22 protein-coding genes and 1 tRNA gene are annotated in these 18,286 nt (G+C 55.2%); 9 read left to right on the plus strand and 14 right to left on the minus strand.

All coding sequences use genetic code 11. The features are described 5' to 3' along the window. Nucleotides 1-78: 78 nt before the first annotated feature. From BL107_RS09890 to BL107_RS12720, 5 genes are read right to left on the minus strand one after another with little or no spacing between them, the layout of a single operon-like run. Nucleotides 79-282, minus strand: coding sequence for a hypothetical protein (locus BL107_RS09890; RefSeq protein ID WP_037989002.1), 204 nt, complete (start codon nucleotides 280-282; stop codon nucleotides 79-81). A gap of 51 nt (nucleotides 283-333) precedes the next feature. Continuing rightward, complete coding sequence (locus BL107_RS09895) at nucleotides 334-918, minus strand: 4'-phosphopantetheinyl transferase superfamily protein (protein WP_009790207.1); 585 nt, start codon at nucleotides 916-918, stop codon at nucleotides 334-336. After that, nucleotides 915-2,399, minus strand: coding sequence for a hypothetical protein (locus BL107_RS09900; RefSeq protein WP_009790208.1), 1,485 nt, complete (start codon nucleotides 2,397-2,399; stop codon nucleotides 915-917). Before BL107_RS09900 ends, BL107_RS09895 begins: the two co-directional genes overlap by 4 nt. Then, the gene (gene pdeM, locus BL107_RS09905) at nucleotides 2,396-3,070 is read right to left on the minus strand and encodes a ligase-associated DNA damage response endonuclease PdeM (protein WP_009790209.1); all 675 of its coding nucleotides are present in this window, start codon (nucleotides 3,068-3,070) and stop codon (nucleotides 2,396-2,398) included. Before pdeM ends, BL107_RS09900 begins: the two co-directional genes overlap by 4 nt. After that, nucleotides 3,070-3,381 carry a hypothetical protein gene (locus BL107_RS12720; protein ID WP_156779447.1) on the minus strand — a complete coding sequence of 104 codons (312 nt, stop codon included), beginning with the start codon at nucleotides 3,379-3,381 and terminating at the stop codon, nucleotides 3,070-3,072. The genes pdeM and BL107_RS12720 overlap by 1 nt, the downstream gene beginning before the upstream one ends. A gap of 2 nt (nucleotides 3,382-3,383) precedes the next feature. On the opposite strand from BL107_RS12720, the gene BL107_RS09910 reads away from it, so the two are divergent. Then, complete coding sequence (locus tag BL107_RS09910; RefSeq protein ID WP_037988464.1) at nucleotides 3,384-4,457, plus strand: transporter substrate-binding domain-containing protein; 1,074 nt, start codon at nucleotides 3,384-3,386, stop codon at nucleotides 4,455-4,457. Here BL107_RS09910 and BL107_RS09915 read toward each other — a convergent pair whose 3' ends face one another. Then, a complete protein-coding gene (locus tag BL107_RS09915; RefSeq protein ID WP_009790212.1) occupies nucleotides 4,458-4,694 on the minus strand; it encodes a CopG family transcriptional regulator in 237 nt (78 codons plus the stop codon). 107 nt (nucleotides 4,695-4,801) lie between these two features. Here BL107_RS09915 and BL107_RS09920 point away from each other — a divergent pair, with 107 nt between their 5' ends. Continuing rightward, nucleotides 4,802-5,404 (plus strand): PCC domain-containing protein, encoded by a 603-nt coding sequence (locus BL107_RS09920; RefSeq protein WP_009790213.1) that lies wholly within the window; start codon nucleotides 4,802-4,804, stop codon nucleotides 5,402-5,404. Continuing rightward, complete coding sequence (locus BL107_RS09925; RefSeq protein WP_071984246.1) at nucleotides 5,382-5,639, plus strand: DUF6737 family protein; 258 nt, start codon at nucleotides 5,382-5,384, stop codon at nucleotides 5,637-5,639. The genes BL107_RS09920 and BL107_RS09925 overlap by 23 nt, the downstream gene beginning before the upstream one ends. Here BL107_RS09925 and BL107_RS12375 read toward each other — a convergent pair. Together BL107_RS12375 and BL107_RS09930 are read right to left on the minus strand one after the other, a co-directional pair. Then, on the minus strand, nucleotides 5,619-5,825 hold the full coding sequence (locus tag BL107_RS12375) for a hypothetical protein (protein WP_009790215.1): 207 nt from the start codon (nucleotides 5,823-5,825) through the stop codon (nucleotides 5,619-5,621). The two genes, BL107_RS09925 and BL107_RS12375, sit on opposite strands and share 21 nt — an antisense overlap. Before the next feature lie 45 nt (nucleotides 5,826-5,870). Next, nucleotides 5,871-7,403 carry an NAD(P)/FAD-dependent oxidoreductase gene (locus BL107_RS09930; protein ID WP_009790216.1) on the minus strand — a complete coding sequence of 511 codons (1,533 nt, stop codon included), beginning with the start codon at nucleotides 7,401-7,403 and terminating at the stop codon, nucleotides 5,871-5,873. 47 nt (nucleotides 7,404-7,450) lie between these two features. Here BL107_RS09930 and BL107_RS09935 point away from each other — a divergent pair, with 47 nt between their 5' ends. Next, complete coding sequence (locus BL107_RS09935; RefSeq protein WP_037989004.1) at nucleotides 7,451-7,993, plus strand: rhomboid family intramembrane serine protease; 543 nt, start codon at nucleotides 7,451-7,453, stop codon at nucleotides 7,991-7,993. Nucleotides 7,994-8,029: 36 nt separating this feature from the next. On the opposite strand, the gene BL107_RS09940 is transcribed toward BL107_RS09935, so the two are convergent. Continuing rightward, complete coding sequence (locus BL107_RS09940; RefSeq protein WP_009790218.1) at nucleotides 8,030-8,803, minus strand: AhpC/TSA family protein; 774 nt, start codon at nucleotides 8,801-8,803, stop codon at nucleotides 8,030-8,032. A 172-nt stretch (nucleotides 8,804-8,975) separates the two neighbouring features. On the opposite strand from BL107_RS09940, the gene BL107_RS13330 reads away from it, so the two are divergent. Further along, nucleotides 8,976-9,149, plus strand: a complete 174-nt coding sequence (locus BL107_RS13330) for a hypothetical protein (protein ID WP_198002340.1) — start codon at nucleotides 8,976-8,978, stop codon at nucleotides 9,147-9,149. 744 nt (nucleotides 9,150-9,893) lie between these two features. Here BL107_RS13330 and BL107_RS12990 read toward each other — a convergent pair. Beyond that, entirely contained in the window at nucleotides 9,894-10,064 is a 171-nt protein-coding gene (locus BL107_RS12990) for a hypothetical protein (RefSeq protein ID WP_009790220.1), read from the minus strand. Nucleotides 10,065-10,433: 369 nt separating this feature from the next. Here BL107_RS12990 and BL107_RS13150 point away from each other — a divergent pair, with 369 nt between their 5' ends. Then, the gene (locus tag BL107_RS13150; protein WP_232192976.1) at nucleotides 10,434-10,778 is read left to right on the plus strand and encodes a TFIIB-type zinc ribbon-containing protein; all 345 of its coding nucleotides are present in this window, start codon (nucleotides 10,434-10,436) and stop codon (nucleotides 10,776-10,778) included. Here BL107_RS13150 and pepN read toward each other — a convergent pair. The 3 genes from pepN to BL107_RS09965 all read right to left on the minus strand — a co-directional run bounded on the left by pepN (nucleotide 10,768) and on the right by BL107_RS09965 (nucleotide 14,882). Then, the gene (pepN, locus tag BL107_RS09955) at nucleotides 10,768-13,371 is read right to left on the minus strand and encodes an aminopeptidase N (RefSeq protein ID WP_009790222.1); all 2,604 of its coding nucleotides are present in this window, start codon (nucleotides 13,369-13,371) and stop codon (nucleotides 10,768-10,770) included. The genes BL107_RS13150 and pepN overlap by 11 nt on opposite strands. Before the next feature lie 184 nt (nucleotides 13,372-13,555). Continuing rightward, nucleotides 13,556-13,990 (minus strand): hypothetical protein, encoded by a 435-nt coding sequence (locus BL107_RS13155; protein ID WP_050749851.1) that lies wholly within the window; start codon nucleotides 13,988-13,990, stop codon nucleotides 13,556-13,558. A gap of 310 nt (nucleotides 13,991-14,300) precedes the next feature. Next, nucleotides 14,301-14,882, minus strand: a complete 582-nt coding sequence (locus BL107_RS09965; RefSeq protein WP_050749852.1) for a hypothetical protein — start codon at nucleotides 14,880-14,882, stop codon at nucleotides 14,301-14,303. A gap of 48 nt (nucleotides 14,883-14,930) precedes the next feature. Here BL107_RS09965 and BL107_RS09970 point away from each other — a divergent pair, with 48 nt between their 5' ends. Together BL107_RS09970 and BL107_RS09975 are read left to right on the plus strand one after the other, a co-directional pair. After that, nucleotides 14,931-16,139, plus strand: a complete 1,209-nt coding sequence (locus BL107_RS09970; protein ID WP_369791571.1) for a histidine kinase — start codon at nucleotides 14,931-14,933, stop codon at nucleotides 16,137-16,139. A gap of 45 nt (nucleotides 16,140-16,184) precedes the next feature. Next, a tRNA-Glu gene (locus tag BL107_RS09975) sits at nucleotides 16,185-16,257 on the plus strand. Nucleotides 16,258-16,351: 94 nt separating this feature from the next. On the opposite strand, the gene BL107_RS09980 is transcribed toward BL107_RS09975, so the two are convergent. Beyond that, nucleotides 16,352-16,876, minus strand: coding sequence for an SRPBCC family protein (locus BL107_RS09980; RefSeq protein WP_009790227.1), 525 nt, complete (start codon nucleotides 16,874-16,876; stop codon nucleotides 16,352-16,354). Between the two features lie 160 nt (nucleotides 16,877-17,036). Between BL107_RS09980 and BL107_RS09985 the strand changes: the two genes are divergently transcribed. Beyond that, a complete protein-coding gene (locus BL107_RS09985) occupies nucleotides 17,037-18,233 on the plus strand; it encodes an FAD-binding oxidoreductase (protein WP_009790228.1) in 1,197 nt (398 codons plus the stop codon). Nucleotides 18,234-18,286 lie beyond the last annotated feature (53 nt).

Genomic DNA, 18,286 nt, shown 5'->3' on the forward strand with positions numbered 1-18,286 from the left:
AATCAGCTCTTCTTAGAAGACGCGGCAGCCACACACGCTTGGTAACTTAAAAAAATTGGAAGCCTTCTCAGAACGACATCAATCGCTGGATTTCGCATCGTCCCACTTGGCCTTGCCGTCGAGCAGCAAAACAAGCTCTTCCAATTTTTGATTGGTTTCACGAACATCGACAGCCTCAGGCATCGTGCCGTCGGCAACGACGTTGTAGTGATCACGGCAGCGATTTCGCAATTCCTGCAGGAGCTTTTTAGTGATCGTTTTCTTTTCTGCAGCAGTTGCCATACCAATGTTGATCCAAGCCACCCACAGTTTGCCCTAAGGGAAGACACGGCATCAAACATTCTCCTTTGCAGCGATGGTGATCAAGTACTGATGCCACCGCAACAGAGTGAGGCCATACACCTGGCCGAAACATTCCGCTGAACCACGTTGTCGATTAAGAGCAACGTTCGAAAGCCCTCCAGTCAGGCCAAAGCCACTGGCTTTAAGCACGGCCTCCTTAATCGTCCAAAGCTGAAGCAACGACCAACGCTCTAAGCATTCGGCTGCCTCCTGTTCTGTTGAAAACATCCGCCGCATTAACAACGGGGGAGACACCCCAATTCGGCGATTTTCCACTTCCACATCAATACCAATCGCCCCCTCACTCAGCACGCCAACCGTGATCGGGCCCGTATTGGAGATGCTGTGATGGAAAGCGCAATCGCGACGCCATCTGAGCTGCGGTTTGCCGTAAATCGTGCGACCCAGCTCCGTAGGGTGCACCACAAAGCCTGCTTCCCCGAACAAACGCAACGTGAGCTGCTCACTCGCCTGATTTTGCGCCGCGCGTTGGGGTGATTCCGGTAACACTCCAATGAGGGGGCGATACCGAAACGATGTTTCTTCGATCCATTCCCAAGCTGGAGCAACCCTCATTCCGCCATGGACGGGAGGGGTTGCAGCGGGGCTAAATCAAGGGGAGGAAGTTCTGGCGGAGGAGGTGCATCATTCAGGCCATCATCCAAACCGTCATCTAAATCGAAGTCGAGGCGGGGCTCACCCTGCACGGGGTCATCCTTGTCGGACATGTCCGCTTCTATCGACTCATCGAGCACGATCGGAGGAGGCAAATCTGGCGGCAAGGGGAGGAAAGGATCAGAACGATCCCAGATTTGATCCCCACTGAGATCCGGTGAGGGGGCATCGCGGTCGATCGACGGCTGTTCGCGCAAGACCAAGGGATCTGCAGTAATAGGCGGCTCCCGCAAAGGTGAGCGATCCGGATTCATCGGAGCTGCGGACTCATCACGATCCTTGCTTGGCTTGCTGTGGGGGGATGGAGCCCAAATCATCCTGGCCAGGGGCTCAACACCCTGCTCCATCACACGGTTCAAACCGGCCAATGCCCGATCAGCCAGATGGCCACCAACCAACTGAACACAATCCACAAGCCCGTCGCAGGATTGTTGTTCGATCAGCTTGGGGGTAAGACCTGCCACCAAATCTCCCCGCAACCAGCGCTGGCGAGGGCTGAGACGCAGCATGTACGGCACATGCACGAAGCTCGTAGCGCCACCGCTGATCCAGTTGGCATCTTCCTCGGTGAACCCTTTCGTTCCAGGAATGATGAAACGGCTTTTTGAGGCGTGATCAGGCATATATGCCGCCAGATAGCGACGACGTCGGGCCAAGTCTTTTGTTTGTTCAAGGGTGAGTCCGTCACGACTCATCAAGATCTCCAGATGGCCATCCTCCCGGATGCCCATCACCATGCGAATCCGGGGCAGGTAGTAGCGAATGCGCTGACCCATGCTGATGCTGTAAGCACCCTTGTAGGTATCAGGGGGATCTTCCAGATCGTTGTAGAGGCTGTGCAGTCCGCCAATGAAGGTGTCGTATCGATTGCTGCGGGCGTCGGTGAGCTCCCCATAGCCAAAGTCAACACTGCCGTCTTTTTGAATGCCAATAAACGCGCGTTGACGCGATGCACTGCGGTTACGTCCCTTCCAGACCTTGGCGCCAAACTTCAGATCCCCGAGCGGAACGGTGAGTTCCTGACCGGCAGCATCCACATGACGTTCGTACATCGGACCTGATACGTAGGCCAGTGCAGAAATGTCTTCAAAAGCATCGTCTTCCCGATCCCATCCCTCGAGAAGGCCAAAACGAACCCGACGGGGATCGAGCTCGAGGGCATAGACCTCCTCGTCTGGGATGTAGTTGAAAGGTTTGCCGTCTCTGGATCGGTTCGTAGCCCCGTCCTGATCCATCCGTTCATTCTCAGGCCGGTCTGGGGCCGTTGGGGCAAGAGCAATCAGACCTGCAAAAACCACAAACGGCAGAGCAAGCAGCAGCCAGCGTTTTCGCAGCCAGCACTGCAGAGAGGAAGGAGCGGTTTTTGGAGCGTGTTTTTTCACGCGGTCTGTCGTCCTCGTTTGTTGGGGAATGAAGCGAGCCAAGGAACGATGGTGTCGTCGGCCACAAGCCATTGCTGGTAACGCTCGCCGCAGTCATGGCCTCCCGTCAACTGTCCGAAGGCCGGGATCACCAACCGTGGCCCCTTCGGATCAAAGGCAAAACAGGGCAGGCGCAACCGATCTGACCGACTTTGTACCGATGCCACGGGATGAAGATGACCGCAAACATTGAGCTGATTGGGATCAGGGGGCGTTTCAGGAATGTGACTTAACCAGAGGTCACCAAGGCTCTGGGAAGGTTGTTGCGGCAAACCCTCAAGCCAACTATCGCGATCGTGATTACCACCGATCAACACCAACTCGCATCCACAAAGAACCGGCAACGCCCTCAAAACATCACGCAACGACTCGGTTAGTCCAAGACGGGCATGGATCAGATCTCCCAAAAGAATCAGCCGCTTGGGTTGCCATGCATGGCACAGATCAAGGAGCGGGTTGAGGGTTCCAGAATCACCATCACTCGGCATTGGCACGCCATGGGCTTGAAACACCTCGGCTTTACCAAGATGCAAATCAGCCACCATCAGCACACGTTCTCTTTCCCGCCAAAGTGCTTTTTCTGGCAAGAAGTGCAGAGATTCATTCCCCCAACGCCAGATCTGAGAGGCCATCACTCAAACAGTAAAAAAGAGCGCGTTTCTCCGCCGCAGCCCTCGCATTGTGCCGCCTTCAACCACTCCAACAAGCGGAGCCTTGTCGGCCCGTTAAAACGACCAGTGGTGGGAACGATGCATCGGTGCCAACCTGACATCACCCGCACCACACGAGCCCCCCATGACCATCGCTCTGCTGATTGCCCTGGCTGGCTCCTTGGCTGCCATGGCGGTGATTGTGCGTCGTCTTGAGCAGCGTTAAACCACGCCAAAGCATTCGGTCGCATCGCTGTTGTCGTGGCACCCTGAATCGAGACGATGGGCCGCACTCATGCGGAGGTTCCGACAACAATCAGCCGTTGTGCTGGTTGCCTTCCTGCTGGTGGGACTCCCCGCTCAGGCACGCAAATTAAAAGTAGGCATCAGCGGTTCTCCACCGTTTGTGATTCAGGAGAACAATTCCTTTCAAGGCATCAGCCTTGATGTTTGGCGGCAGGTCGCTGAAGACAACGAGCTGGTTTATGACCTCGTGCCGCAGAGCTCGCCGGAGGTCGGCATCGCGGCGGTCGATCAGGGACAGATCGATGTGTTGGTGGGGCCGATCAGCATCACCCCCCGCAGATTGGCCATGCCAGGGGTCGATTTCACTCAGCCCTACTACCTCGCCAAGTCCGGGGTCTTGCTCCCCCTCGATTCACCCACGATCTTCAGCCGCGTGAAGGTGTTCTTCGGCTGGGCCGTGATCTCTTCGATGTTGATTCTCATCAGCGTCTTGCTGGTGGTGGGCAGTTTGATTTGGCTCGCCGAACGTCGGGAGAATAGTGAGCAGTTTCCGAAACGCTGGCTGCCAGGAATTGCCAGCGGAATGTGGTTTGCCGTCGTCACCCTCACCACCGTGGGTTATGGAGACAAAGCCCCCATCAGCCGAACAGGCCGAGGTATTACGGCCACATGGATGGTGATCTCTCTGATTGCCGTGTCGTCGTTAACGGCAAGCCTGGCCTCAGCCTTCACGTTGTTTTTCTCCGGAACGAGAGAGACAACGATCAGTTCACCCGCCCAACTGCAACAACGTCGAGTGGCCACCATTGAAGGGACCAGTGGGGTGGAGTTGGCTGAACGAGGCAGCATGCGGGTTCTCAAAACAGAGAATCTGACGAGCGGCATTGAGTTGTTGTTGTCGGAACAAGCAGAAGCGCTGATTTTTGATCGGCCGGCCATTCGGCATCACATCAAACTGAATCCTCACTTGGCCGTTCAGCTGGCGCCCTTCACCCTTGCGGAGGAAACCTACGGGTTTGTGTTCAAAACAGGGAACCCCCTCCGGAATCCCCTGAACGTGTCGATCCTGCGACTCCAGCGCTTGGGCGACATCAAATCCATCGCAAACAAACTGTTGAACTAATCAGCCCAGGGGACGGTGACGACGCAACGCCTCCTCCAACAGGTATGCCGCGAGGTTTCCACAGCTACGGCCTTCCTCAAGAGCATGGCGCTTTAAGTCATCCATCACGCCACGGGGGAGGGTCACATTGATGCGCTCAGAGCTGGCAGCATCCGCAACCGCTGCCGTTGGAGGAGCTGGAGGGGTCTCTCCAAGGCGCTGCTGCAACTCAAGAACTAGATCCTGAAGAAGTGGCACGATTTCGTTTCATTAACTTATCAATATTGACACATTATCGTGTCAAGTCGGGCTCCTGTCTCCCTGCTGCCACTTCGGCGTAATCTTGAGCGGAATTTTGAGGTGCCATGCGTCCCCTGCCGCTCAAGCTTGCACCCGGCAGTGACCTGCGCCTCAGCCTGGAAGATTTGGCTCGTCGCGAGGGCATCCATGGATTTGTCCTCGGCGTGGTGGGCAACCTCACGCGCGCGGCTTTCCAGTGCCCAGGCCAATCAGAGCCAACCGTCTTGGAAGGTGATCTTGAAGTGATCACCTTGAACGGAACGCTGAGCCCCGATTCCGTTCATCTCCATCTCAGTCTGTCCGATGGCGCATGTCAGGTTTGGGGAGGGCACCTCGAGCCGGGCACCATTGTGCAAAAAGGGGCCGATGTCCTGGTTGGCGTTCTTGAACAGAACAAACCAGCGGCTGCGACAACCGCAACAGCACCGCGTCTAGAGATTGCTGTGCTGCCCGGATGTCCCTGGTGCAGCAGGGCGCTGCGCCTGCTGCGGACCTTGGATGTTCACCACACGGTGATCACGGTGAATGACGACAGCACGTTCAAGAGCGTTCAGAGCCGTAGTGGGATGGGGACATTCCCCCAGGTGTTCGTCGACGGCACCGTGATCGGTGGCTACGACGATCTCACCACGCTCCACGCTGCTGGTGAACTCGAAGCCCTCCGATAGCGACCCTGCCGAACTCCCACCGTTCTGGTCGCTCAAACCTTGGTGGTGTCAGCCCTGGTCGATTGTTTCGACCGGAATCATCGGAGTGCTGGGCTCCTGGCTGATCCTGCATCGGCTTTGGATCAGTCTGCCAATGGCGATCGCTGTCGCCCTGTGGTGGGGACTGTTTTTAGTCGTTGTGCCAAGCGCCTACAAAGCGAGCCTGCAGCAGGACTCAATGGGCCGCAGACCTTGATGCTTGGCGGTTGCGCTGCTTCTCCTCAAAAAGTTCCCCTTCCAGTTGCTCAATCAGACGGCTGACGAGATCCTGAAATTCTGGCTGGCATCCGCGAAATGCCGCTTTATGGCGAATTGGTTCATTCCGCATACGGAGATCCGTCAACATCAACTGCAGAGAATCAATCCTGGCGTTGGAGTTCATGCTGGGCGTTAGCTCGCGAACCGAGGTTATGACGCAATCGTCCGCTCAGATTCCCAACTCCTTCAGTAACCGCGTCTGAGCCTGGCCACCCAAGATGGCGTGGGCTGCCATAGCCCCACTTGCTGCGACGGGTGGGATTCCAATCCCGGGAAAGGTGCTGGCACCACAAAGCCACAGATTTTCGAGTGGAGTCGTCACCCCCGGAAACAAGCCATTCGCTGCAGAAAGAGCAGGCCCATAACTACCTTCACTCACGTTTAGGAAATGGCTGTGGGTTAAGGGTGTGCCCTCCATCACCAGATCACAGCGGTCACGAATATCGGGAATCGTGCGCTCTAAAACACGCCAAAACACCTCGCAGCGCTCCTGTTTCAACGCTTCATAGGCCGGCGTGCCACGGGTGTGCTCACGCCACAACGTCCAAGGCTCGCTGGCTGGGGTGTAGCCATGCAAGACATGGCGACCGGCTGGAGCCATCGAGGAATCCAGGACGGAGGGAACCGACAGCACCACGACATTGCGCTCAGCGGCAATTCCCCGTTCCCAGTCGTCCACCCACACCGTATGAATGGGAAGGGGCTCCAGACCGCTGGCATCAAAACCCAAATGGAGATGCAAGAAGCTGTTGCAACGAGGCGTCTCTGCGCGTTGATGCTGCCAGGCCTTAGCGGCGTGATCGGGGAGCATCGCCAGGGTGCTCCAGATGTCGGCGTTGCTCACAACGCGCTGGGCAGAAATCTTCTCCCCGTTTTGCAGCTCCACGCCCACAACTCGATCACCGTCCAACAGAAGAGATCGCACGGCGACGCCGGTCCGAAGGCTGCCGCCATGCTCCTTAAGGCCCTTCACCAGGGCATCTACCACCGCAGCACTGCCTCCGAGGGGGTAGTCGAGATGGGCTTCAGGCTGAAACCACTCCCCAAACAACGTGGCCATCGCTGCGGCATTGGTGTCGCCCATCGGCATCCCACTGATCAGGAAGCAGAGCAAGTCCACCCAGTGGCGAAGGAACGGATCCTGAAGATGTCGATCCACCAATGGCCCAAAAGAGCCGGCGAGGTGTCGCATCGCCCCGAGGTGGGGCAGCAACTGCCCCCCGCGCTGCAACAGTTGGGCCATTCCGTCCACACCCGGACGCATTGACAAGAGAGGCAATGCATCGGCCGCCGCTGCAATCGGACGCAGCACATCGATAAATCTCCGCCACTCCTTCTCGACGGCGGGACCCCGCAGCTGACCCACCACCGCCTCAAAACCGTCATTGCCAACGGCAACGCTCAGGTCGCCTTCGGGTAACAGGACGTCCCAAGTGCTGTAGGGAACAATCTCCAACGACTGGTTCAGGGCCCGTAGCACTTGAGCCAGAGGGTTATTGCTAGGCCAGCGCCCTAAGCCACTCCAAAGGGATGGACCGGACTCAAGGTGATAGCCCTGTCTTTGAAAACCATGGGCGGCCCCTCCTGGCTGGTGATGGGCTTCAAGCACCAACACATCTCGGCCCGCTTTGGCACAGAGCCCCGCGCAGCAGAGCCCCCCGATGCCACTTCCAATCACGAGGACATCGACGCTGTCCTTCACCAATCTCTGTGCGGTGGAATCATCATTGTGGTCGCTTCTTCTTGTTGATGCGCGGGCGATTTCTCCTTCCAGTGCTCTTGCTGGGACTGGCCTGGGCTCAGGAAGTCATCGATCAAGTGCTCTTCGCTGGAACCTGGAATCTGCCGATGGGGCCAGGTCTGCCGTGGTGGGGAGTTGTCAGCGCACCGTTTAGCCACTCGGGCTTTGGACATTTACTGTCCAACAGTGTGATCTTCCTCGTGCTGAGTTGGCTGGTGCTCACACGAGGTGTCAGGGATTACGTGTCTGTCTGGGTGGCAGTCCTGCTTGTGAATGTGCCAATCACACTGTTATGGCCCGCTCGAAGCCATGGACTGTCTGGCGTGATTTATGGGCTGCTCGGCTATCTCTTGGTCATTGGTTGGCTCGAGAAAAAAATTCTGCCGATCGTGCTCAGCCTGGTGGCATTTTGGTTGTATGGATCTGCACTCATGGCCTTGATCCCAGGGGTCTCGCCAGCGGGCGTGAGCTGGGTTGGCCACGCTGGAGGCTTCGCCGCTGGCCTCCTCGCCGCTTGGGCCCAAAAGAAGGAAAATCCTGATGCGGTTTAGGTCAATCAGAGCGAACGGTCCATTCTTTCTGAACCGTTAGATGAATTGATCCAGGAAAGCCAATGGTTGGGCCATCGTCTCGGAGTAACCCAGCAGGCTTTTGTCGCGGTGTTGATACAACAATGTGTCGTCGCTATCTAATAAATAAGTAGCCCCACGTTGGGTGATGTAGTCATCGCAAGGCACATAGGTGCGCCAGTTTCCGAGCACTTCATTCATATTTCTCAGTCGCCAAGTCGCCAACTCAAACGGTCTCTGAAAACCATCACCACCGGCACGACGGAACATCCTTCCGCGAAAGGACGGAAGTGGCGAGGCTTGCACCAGATCATCGTCAGCAAACAGTTGCGGGGCTTGACGATCGCCCGTGTAACCGCGGAACACCTCCTGCAGTGTTCCTGGAGAACCAACACCAGCGCACATCAACAAAAAGCCGGGCCAAGGCCCTCCCGGCAGCGTCAATCCGGCCTCAAGCCCCAATTGCCCATGCAGGGTTGGAGCAGGGTCAACCTGGAGTTGCTGGCGAGGAAAGCCTGTAAACCCACAAAAGCGATCCGCCCCGGCAGCGTCGCCAATGGCGAACACCTGAACGGTGACGCCTTGGCTTCGCAAAGAATCCAACCGGGGGACGAGCGCCTGGGCGTATTCCAAGGAATCAAAATCACCTAATTGCCCCATCACCACCGCCAACCGCCTTGAACCTGTTGCCGTACCTGGCGTGAGAGCGAGACGGCTTAACAGTGCTTCTGGTGCTTTCATGACCCTCTGGACAACAACGTTGACAACAAGTGCTGTTGCCAACGCCAGCATGGACTTTTTGTGCCTCAACCGCTGAGGCAATCCACTGATTGAGGGACGACGAAGCGAAGCGAGAGCGGGCGCGCGCCCGACAAGGATCACGACCGACCGATCAACCGGCCTCTGGCGCCCATCCCATTTCTTTCTGCCAAGTCGGCGCCCACAACTTGCATTTCTTTGTCAGATGGTCGCCCTGGGGCAACTGCTTCTGCCTCGCGTTGCATCCGAGAATCGTGCGGCAGTGCTGGTCCACCCCATAGGCGAAGTGCTGGCATGTAATGCAAAGACAGGCACCCTTCCAACCCTGCAACTCTCTTTCTTCGACAAAACTCCATTCCTCCATCGCCGGACCTCGTGATTAATACATCTGTACTACTTCAGCAGGGGCGTCCTCGGCAAGCGCAATCTGAGGAGACCTGAAGATTCGAGCTGAGCAGGCTTCTTCAAGATGAGCTTCGCCAGGAGGAATTCAGCCCCGTTAGGCAATCAAGAAGTTCACGATTGATGCCGACCTATTGATGCCGACCTCCGTCTTCCACACCCAAAAACCAAAGCCATTGGATGGATGACGCATGACGCTTAAATGTCATCCCCCAGCAACGTCTTCACATAAAGCTGGGTAACGTTTTGCTTGAAGAACTCCCGAAGGGGCTCTTAGCTACGCCCATAGGCAAATTCACTCATGGCCAACCCATCCTCAGATCACAAGTCTGTCGTTAAAACGTCACCCGAACGGTCGGCCAAAGACGCTGAAGCTTCAACAAAAAAGCAGGAGCGTCATGCACCTCAAAGGTGGAGAGGTGGGGCACTTAGCGAATAAGAACTTCAATCTAAATTTTCTTAATCAATGCCAAGCAAGTGATATGAGAGAAGTTAATTTAATCGGTCTTTAGGATGGCATTAATTAGGTTCGGTCTCTGGCCCAAGCCAGAATTACAATCCATCACTAAGTTACGTGCTTCCATTGGATTGGAGGCATACAAGCTTTGTTCACAGCTATTCCCTTCGAGGTCTTTGAACCTGATTAAATGCTGATGGGTAGATTTCTGAGGTTTCATTGATTTAAAAAATAATGCCTCACATTTGCGAGGCTTTTGAATGGTTAGCCAGCGACGGCTGAGATGCTGTAGGGAGCCTCAGGAAAGCTTGTGGGCATGGGATCGAGTTTTCCTTCTGCTAAAGCTTTGGCGCGAACATACATCTGGCTTGACGTTGCTCCTGCTGCTTCCATTGCTTCAGCAACGACAGCCCAGTTGCGAATTTCAGTCGACATTTGAGAGTGCGATGAACATGACAAAACTGTCGCCAATACCTTTGGTTCATGGCGACAGTGAAACCCGTCCCTTAGCCGAACACGCGAAACGACTCAGCCATCGATAGGAGACATAGAAGCTGTCGATGGGTGGCGACTTGTCTCGAAGCACGACTCTTCAATTTCAGAGTTAAAAATCGACAACCAAGCAGGCAAATCAGGTCAGTTAAATCAACGACAAAACTCCTCTCTTTCTTTGCACTATCCTCAATAGAGCCAACAGTAAATGCACATTGAGTACGTATAAGCTGCAACGATATTTTTAAGAATATCCTCGATTACATCGAAATAGGTGAGCACACTTTTTTGATGAATCCCTTTGAAGCAAGCATGTCCAGAACCGATGGCAGAGCTTGTGGCTTTCCCTGCCAAACCATGGGAACCTTTCTCCCCTCCACAGCAACGGAAGGAAGGATTGAGGCTAAGGGGCATGCTGGACGGGTTGCTGTAACAGCGGTCGTGGCTACCAGTGTTTGCCAGAACTGTGGAAGTCGTCGCTTTCGCGCCGATCGCTCGATGGCCGGTCGACTCGTCTGCCAATCCTGCGGATTAGCCGCAGGGACTCGGCCGAGCCGCTCAACAGCCCGCCCATCGGGACGATCTCGCCAACAACGCTGGCGCTGGCTGGTGGGTTTAGTGATCGTGGTGATCCTGATTGCTGTGCTCATGGGTTGAGCAGCTGCACCACTTCAGCGGTATTGGCGGAGAGTGGATAGGAGGCCAACAGGTCGATTGCTTCCCGCATCACCTGCTGGCGCTCAGGCCCATAACTCCCACAGCGGCTAAACACTTTGGCCATGCGAGACGCCGTAATCGGGTTGCGGGCGTCGACGGCAGCCACTTGTTCTGCCATAAACCGATAGCCACTGCCATCAACGGCATGGAAGGTGGTGAGATTGGCGGTGAAACCACCCAACACGGCACGCAATGAATTCGGCGCAAGCGGATCAAAACGGGGATGCTCCAACAGTTGCTGCACGCGCTCCAATCCATTGCGCCTTGGGGCGGAGGCTTCAAGGGCGAACCACGCATCAAGAATGACCGGCTTGGTTTGCCAGCGGTCATAGAAACAGGCCAACGCCTGATCCCGCTCGTCCACCTCCAATGGTTGCAGGGCCCTCAATGCAGATCGCGCCAGAGTCATCGACGAACCAGACACCGCCTCAAGCGCCTCACGGCGAACGTCCTCATCACCCGCTGCTGCCAGCCAACGCCAAGCCAAGCCAGTCAAAGCCCGACCGCCCTGGCCGGCGGGCCATGCCAGCGGCCAATCGTGACGCACGAGAGACAACACCTGGCGCAACGGCGCTTGCAGCTGACGACCAAGCTCTTCGGTCCAAGAACGCATGGCGTCGTACAGGGCTAGTGGGTCGACAGGACTCTGAAGAGCTTCCAGTTCAGCCATACCCGGCAACGACAACAGCGCTGCTAGATCAGCTCGATCTTTGGCTTGGCCAGCTGTGATGCGCTGCTGCATCGCCTCAATCAGCGCCGCTTCCACCGCCTGATCTCGCCCACCCTGGGCCCGCGCCAGCAGCACTTGCCGCGCCAAGCGCTGGCCCGCATCCCACCGCGAGAAGGGGTCATCATCGGCCGAAAACAACTGCAAATTTTCCTGCAACGACTGATCCATTTGAACGATCAGCGGTGCCGAAAAACGACGCAAAAATGACAGTGCCGGCGCGGGGGAATTGGGCTGCCCTTGAAGAGTGGTGGTCATCGTGTCGCCCTCCATCACCACCAAGGCCTCGTCGCCAAGACGCCCCTCGGGTCCCACCAACGCCATCGCGAGTGGCAAAACCAATGGTTGCTTCTCCGGCTGGCCGGGGGTAGCAGAAGTGGTCTGCTTCATCTGCACCGTCATCTGCCCAACGGCGGCGTCCCAGGAACGCTTCACCTCTAAATGTGGGGTTCCTGCTTGGTGATACCACTGACGAAACTTCGCCAAATCAAAGCCCAGGGGCTCACCATCGGCGCAGGCCCCATCGGCGATGGCTTGGACAAAATCTTCGGTGGTTGCTGCCGTTCCATCAAAGCGACTGACATAGGTGGCCATGCCGCGCATGAATCGGGTTTCACCTAACAGCGTGTGCAACATGCGGATCAACTCCGCACCCTTTTCGTAGATCGTTGTTGTATAGAAATTATCGATTGCTTGATACTCAGCAGGCTTTACCGGATGTGCGGTCGGGCCAGCATCTTCACGAAACTGAGTATTCCGCAACATCGAAACATCCTCAATTCGTTTTACTGATTCTGAGTGAAGATCTGCCGTAAAACTTTGATCACGGAAAACGGTAAGGCCTTCTTTAAGAGACAGTTGAAACCAATCTCGACACGTGATCCGATTCCCACTCCAATTGTGAAAGTACTCATGGGCAATCACACTTTCGATCCGCTCCAATTCGGCATCTGTCGCCGTTTCTGCGTCTGCCAATACAAGCTTCGAATTGAAAATATTCAGGCTTTTATTTTCCATGGCGCCCATGTTGAAATGACGCACAGCAACAATGTTGTACTCATCAAGGTCGTATTCCAGGTTGTAAACCGACTCATCCCAAGCCATCGACCGTTTCAGCGATGCCATGGCATGGGCCGTGAACGCCTCATCACCGGCCTCAACGTGAAGCCGTAAAGCCACGTCGCGTCCCGACGAGGTGGTGTAGCGATCGCGAATCTCCCTGAGATCACCAGCCACGAGAGCAAAGAGATACGAAGGTTTTGGGAAGGGATCGTCCCAAGTAACGGCATGGCGATCAGGTCCCACAGCTTCTGTAGCGACAGGGTTGCCGTTACTCAGCAAAACCGGGCAACTGCTTCGCGGAGCTTCAATGCGCACGCGCCATTGGCTCAACACATCAGGCCGATCGGGATGCAAGCTGATTCGGCGGAATCCCTCTGCCTCGCATTGGGTACTGAGCAATCCACAACTGGCGTAAAGACCCTCAAGGGAACTGTTGTTGTAAGGGTCAATCCGACAGCGCGTCGACAACACGAACGGCAGCGCAGGAGTTTTGATGATCGTGAGGAGCCCCGCCTCATAGGACCACTCAGACGGTTCCAACGGAACCTCGTTGATGGCCAAGCTCTCAATTGTGAGATCAACACCCCGCAGAAGGAGTGGAGCACCAGCGGCTTGCGGCTTCAGCTCCAACCGGCTGCAAACAACAACATGATTTGGCTGGATATCAACGTCGAGTTCAATGGCAGGGAGGCTGAAGGCCCAAGGCGTGTAATCCGCTAAACGGATGGGAGCAACAGCTGCCATTGATGGATTGGAAATAAACCGTTTCCATCATGACCAGTCCGATCAGGAATCGACGAAGGGCAATCGATTACAAAAAAAGGAAACAGGATATAAATTGAGTTTTTAGCTGTAGACGAGTATAAAAGTTTTTACTTAAGGAATAACCAAATTCATTATCTCAATCAATCATAATTTTGAATCTGCTTTACTGGTTATTTTTTTTGATTTGCTCAAGCATCGTGTCGAACTTTTTCTTCTGTTCGGCAGGAACAAACTTTGGACATGCCCGAAGCGCATTGCCAACCAACCTGAATTGGGATGATGCAATGAATTGCTTCTCATCAAGCGGAGTTTTCAGTTCCGCTGCTTTGCCACCGTGCTTTTGGAAAACCGTAAATACCTCAGCAGCGATACTCACCCGCACCGCTTTCACAAATTCCACGTCTAGCGACCTGGCCTCGCAGAAGGTCACCACGGACATGGACGAATATGTCAACAACTCACTTTTGGTGACAGGCGATGCGGCCTTGGATTGCGCGACTGCCGATGGAACCATTACGGCACCGCCAAGAACGACAGATGCTTGCAGTGAAGCTGCCGTGAGCCAAACAAACCTTTTTGAGTTCTTCAATTGACTCATTAATCTCTTTTAATCATCCCCCATCAAACACAAAGAATGCCAGTGCATGGTCCAGGTTGACGAACTGGGACAACAGCAATCGAGACCGAGGCCCATGGATCCAAGCGCCGGCTTTGTTCGATTCAAGAGATCGCAATATCAGCCTCATCCAGAAATCAGTCGGCTTCCGTTCGGAACAACGAAGTAAAGGAACCAATTCTCAACCTCAAAATCCTCAACTTGCAACTAAAAAATGGCGGCCAAATTCAACGCTTGGCTCGGCAAATAGTCTTTAAAACCAATACATCAAAGGCTTTAAGTTCTTTTAACTTCAACCTTCTTCAATCGGAGGAAAAGCGTCTGATTGGCGGATTTCATGGTGATGTTCAACAATCGCGAGCACACCGCTATCCCACGTATAGATCGCCCGATAGCGATAACGATCTTGATCGAGCAAACGAATGTGCTCAAGGATGTCCCACTGCTGATAGTGCGACTCGAGAATTGTTTCGTGCTCGTCTACCTGACGAAGCGTTGTGCGCACGGGGTCGCCGTTGAGGTAACCACGGCTGCGTTGAAGCTGATGCCCCCAAAGCGTTGCCTCCATCACCCCTTCTCGCTCGTACCAGGGCTTCCGCTCAAAAAATGCTTCCGACACTTGGCCCTCAGGCCACCAACTAAAGCGATAGCGGCTTTCACCCACCTCGGGCTCAGCGAAGGCTTCCATTTTCAGGTTCATATCTAAATGAAGAACCTGGTCGTCACTAAAGGTGTACTGACGCCGCGAGCGCCAAAGGCCGAGATTGCGTCCAAACCAACGACGCAAACTGGTGTCCACCTGAATCGGCTTCGACGCTTGATGAGCTGTCGGGGCGACCAAAGGGACGCGGTTTTGCGCGGAAAAAAGCGACATGGACCGCGACCTTGACGCAACGGAGTGTTCAACAACGTCTTAGCTGGGATGGCGGTCCAGTCAAAAACCCATAAGGTAAGCATCGGTTTTGAGGCGGGATACCCCGTGGTCGATGACGGTTCTAAAGGGCGCCAGCAGCTGAAGCTGCTGCTGGTGGCCGCCCGTCATCAACTTTCCGGGCAGGATCTGCGCGGCCTGGTGCATTACCTCGAACGCGAAGATCTCGGCTTCGAAGTCACGCTTCAAGTTGCAGACCCCACCCAACAACCAGAACTCCTAGAGCTACACCGACTGGTGGTCACACCAGCCTTGATCAAGCTTCAGCCCTCACCGAAACAGGTGTTTGCGGGTAGCAACATCCTTCAACAGCTCAAAGGCTGGGTTCCACGCTGGAAGCAAGATGGGGTGGTGAGCGGACTTGGCCTCAGCTTGCGGCCAACGGAATTGGACGGCAGCCGCACCCAAAAAGAACTTCAACTGGAGGACCAGCTCCTGGTTCTCCGCCAGGAAAACGAAACCCTGATCGACAGGATTCACGCTCAGGAACGCCTGTTGCGCATGGTGGCCCATGAGCTGCGCACACCTTTAACGGCTGCTGCATTAGCGCTGCAGAGCCAACGCTTGGGGCAGATCGACATGGATCGATTCCAAGACGTCGTGACCCGGCGCCTGGAAGAGATGGAAGCTCTGTCAAAAGATCTCCTCGAAGTTGGCACCACCCGTTGGGAAACGCTGTTCAATCCCCAACGACTCGACCTGGCCAGCGTTTCGGCTGAGGTGATTTTGGAATTAGAAAAACTGTGGCTCGGTCGGAATGTGGAGATACGAACCGACATTCCGAGCGACTTACCCAAGGTTTTTGCCGATCAACGGCGCATGCGCCAGGTGATGCTCAATTTGTTGGAGAACGCCCTGAAATACACGGGCAATGGTGGCCATATCGCGCTCTCCATGCTTCACAGAACCAATCAGTGGGTTGAAGTGAGCGTCTGCGACAGCGGACCTGGCATTCCGAACGAGGAGCAGCAGCGCATTTTTCTCGATCGTGTGCGCCTACCGCAAACCTCAGACCGAACCACTGGCTTTGGAGTGGGTTTATCGGTGTGCCGTCGGATTGTGGAGGTCCACGGGGGACGAATTTGGGTGGTCTCTGAACCAGAGGAGGGGGCTTGTTTCACCTTCACCGTGCCGATCTGGCAGGGCCAAGGACAGGAATGGGGTCAAGCCGTCTTGACGGAGGGTCAGGCTGACCCGTAATTTCACAAGGTGTGGGAGTTCAAACGACCTTCCGATCACGTTCATGGCCCCATCGTCTAGAGGCCTAGGACACCTCCCTTTCACGGAGGCGACAGGGGTTCGAATCCCCTTGGGGCTACTGAAGAATTGGGCGAAACTTTCATCCAATTCCATAAAAAAAACTCCCTTTTGGGAGTTTTTTTTATGGCTCAAGGCGGGGAAGGGCTGGTGCGTCAATCCCGACGACGTTTCGCTTCCATCATCACGGCATGCAGATTGCTCGAGAGGTCGTCACGCAGCCGTTCTTCAATCAAAGCGATTGGCATTCCGATACAGCCTTGAACGGTGAGCTCGTAAACGAGGGAGCAACCGTCGGCAAGCTCATGCACACGCCAAGCGCCTTCAAAACGTCGAAAATCACCCTTCACCATCTTGAAACTGAGCAATCCTTCAGGCCGGAATTCGGTGAGTTCGAGTTGAACCTGCGCTGAAAATCGAAGACCCAGCAATTGTTGGCTTCCCACTTGCTGCAATCGGACCGTGTGTCCTTCGCGGTGCACCAACTGGCTTGAGCTCAGGTTTGGAATGAAGTTGGAGAGGTTTTCGTAATCGGTAAGGACAGCCCAGAGCTCATCTATTGCTAGAGGAGTTCTTAGTTGAGCGGCAAGGCGACGGACCCCCTGGGGGAGGCGTTCCATGGTCTGTTCAATCGCTTCGCTCTCGGGCGAGGACGTGGCGAGGGGATCGCGTCGAAACATCGCCTGTGGAAGAACCAATATCGAGGCCGATGGAAGGGTCAGATCCGGTGATCTTAAGGAGGTCTTCTTGTGAGCACCGTTATCTATGGAAAATAACAATGAAAGTGTGTAAAAACATCGACCACGCCTATAGTCGCGCCACCTAAAAGTGGGTTAAGCAATGCGGGTGTCTCAAGCAGCGTCAGGTCACACCACCTCAGGCCTGTTCACTGTTGTTGCCAGTGGTCGTCAGGCTGGCTCCCGCCCGACCGTGGTGCAGAGCTACACCGTGCCGCTTCGCCAGCTTTCCACAACTTTTAAGCTAATTACGGCGTCCGGAGCCACAATTCAGTCAGTGATTCCGGCAAGTCAGGACAATCCTGTTCCTGCCGCCCCAGCGGCCGCCCCCAGCGCCCGTGCCAAAAAAGCCACTTCCAAACCTTCTAAAAAAGCCGTGACGTCTAGCGCCCCGAAGAAGAAGCCCCACGCCAACGTTCCGGTTAACACCTACAAGCCCAAGACTCCGTTCATGGGCACGGTGACCGAAAACTATTCCCTGCTCACCGACGGTGCCATCGGCCGGGTTCAGCACATCACCTTTGATTTGGCTGGAGGCGAGCCTCAGCTGGAATACGTCGAAGGCCAGAGCATTGGCATCATTCCTGAAGGGAACGACGCCAATGGCAAACCCCACAAACTTCGGCTTTATTCCATCGCCAGCACACGCCACGGCGACAACTACAAAGACAACACCGTTTCCCTCTGTGTTCGTCAGCTCGAATACAAAAACGAAGCCGGTGAACAGATCTACGGCGTTTGCTCCACCTACCTGTGTGACATCGAGCCAGGCACCAAGGTGAAAATCACAGGCCCGGTGGGTAAGGAAATGCTCCTCCCTGAAGACGAAGACGCCAACATCATCATGTTGGCCACTGGTACTGGTATCGCTCCGATGCGCACCTACCTCCGTCGCATGTTCGAGTCGAAGGAGCGCAATGCCAACGGTTGGTCGTTCAAAGGCAAAGCCTGGCTGTTCATGGGTGCCCCCAAAACAGCCAACCTCCTCTACGACGACGATTTCAACCACTACCTCAAGGAATATCCCGACAACTTCCGCTACACCAAAGCGATTAGTCGGGAAGAGCAGAACAGCAAGGGCGGTCGGATGTACATCCAAGACCGTGTTTCAGAACATGCTGATGAAATCTTCGCCATGATCGAAGATCCAAAAACCCACGTTTATATGTGCGGTCTTCGGGGCATGGAACCAGGCATCGACGAAGCGATGGCTGCAGCCGCTGCAGCCAAAGGATTGGACTGGAAGGAACTGCGTCCGCAGCTCAAGAAAGCCGATCGTTGGCACGTTGAAACCTATTGATTGAATCCCGGTTCAAACGCCGTTTTGCTCATCCCTCGGGATGGGCTTTTTTT

Source organism: Synechococcus sp. BL107, assembly GCF_000153805.1.
GTDB lineage: Bacteria > Cyanobacteriota > Cyanobacteriia > PCC-6307 > Cyanobiaceae > Parasynechococcus.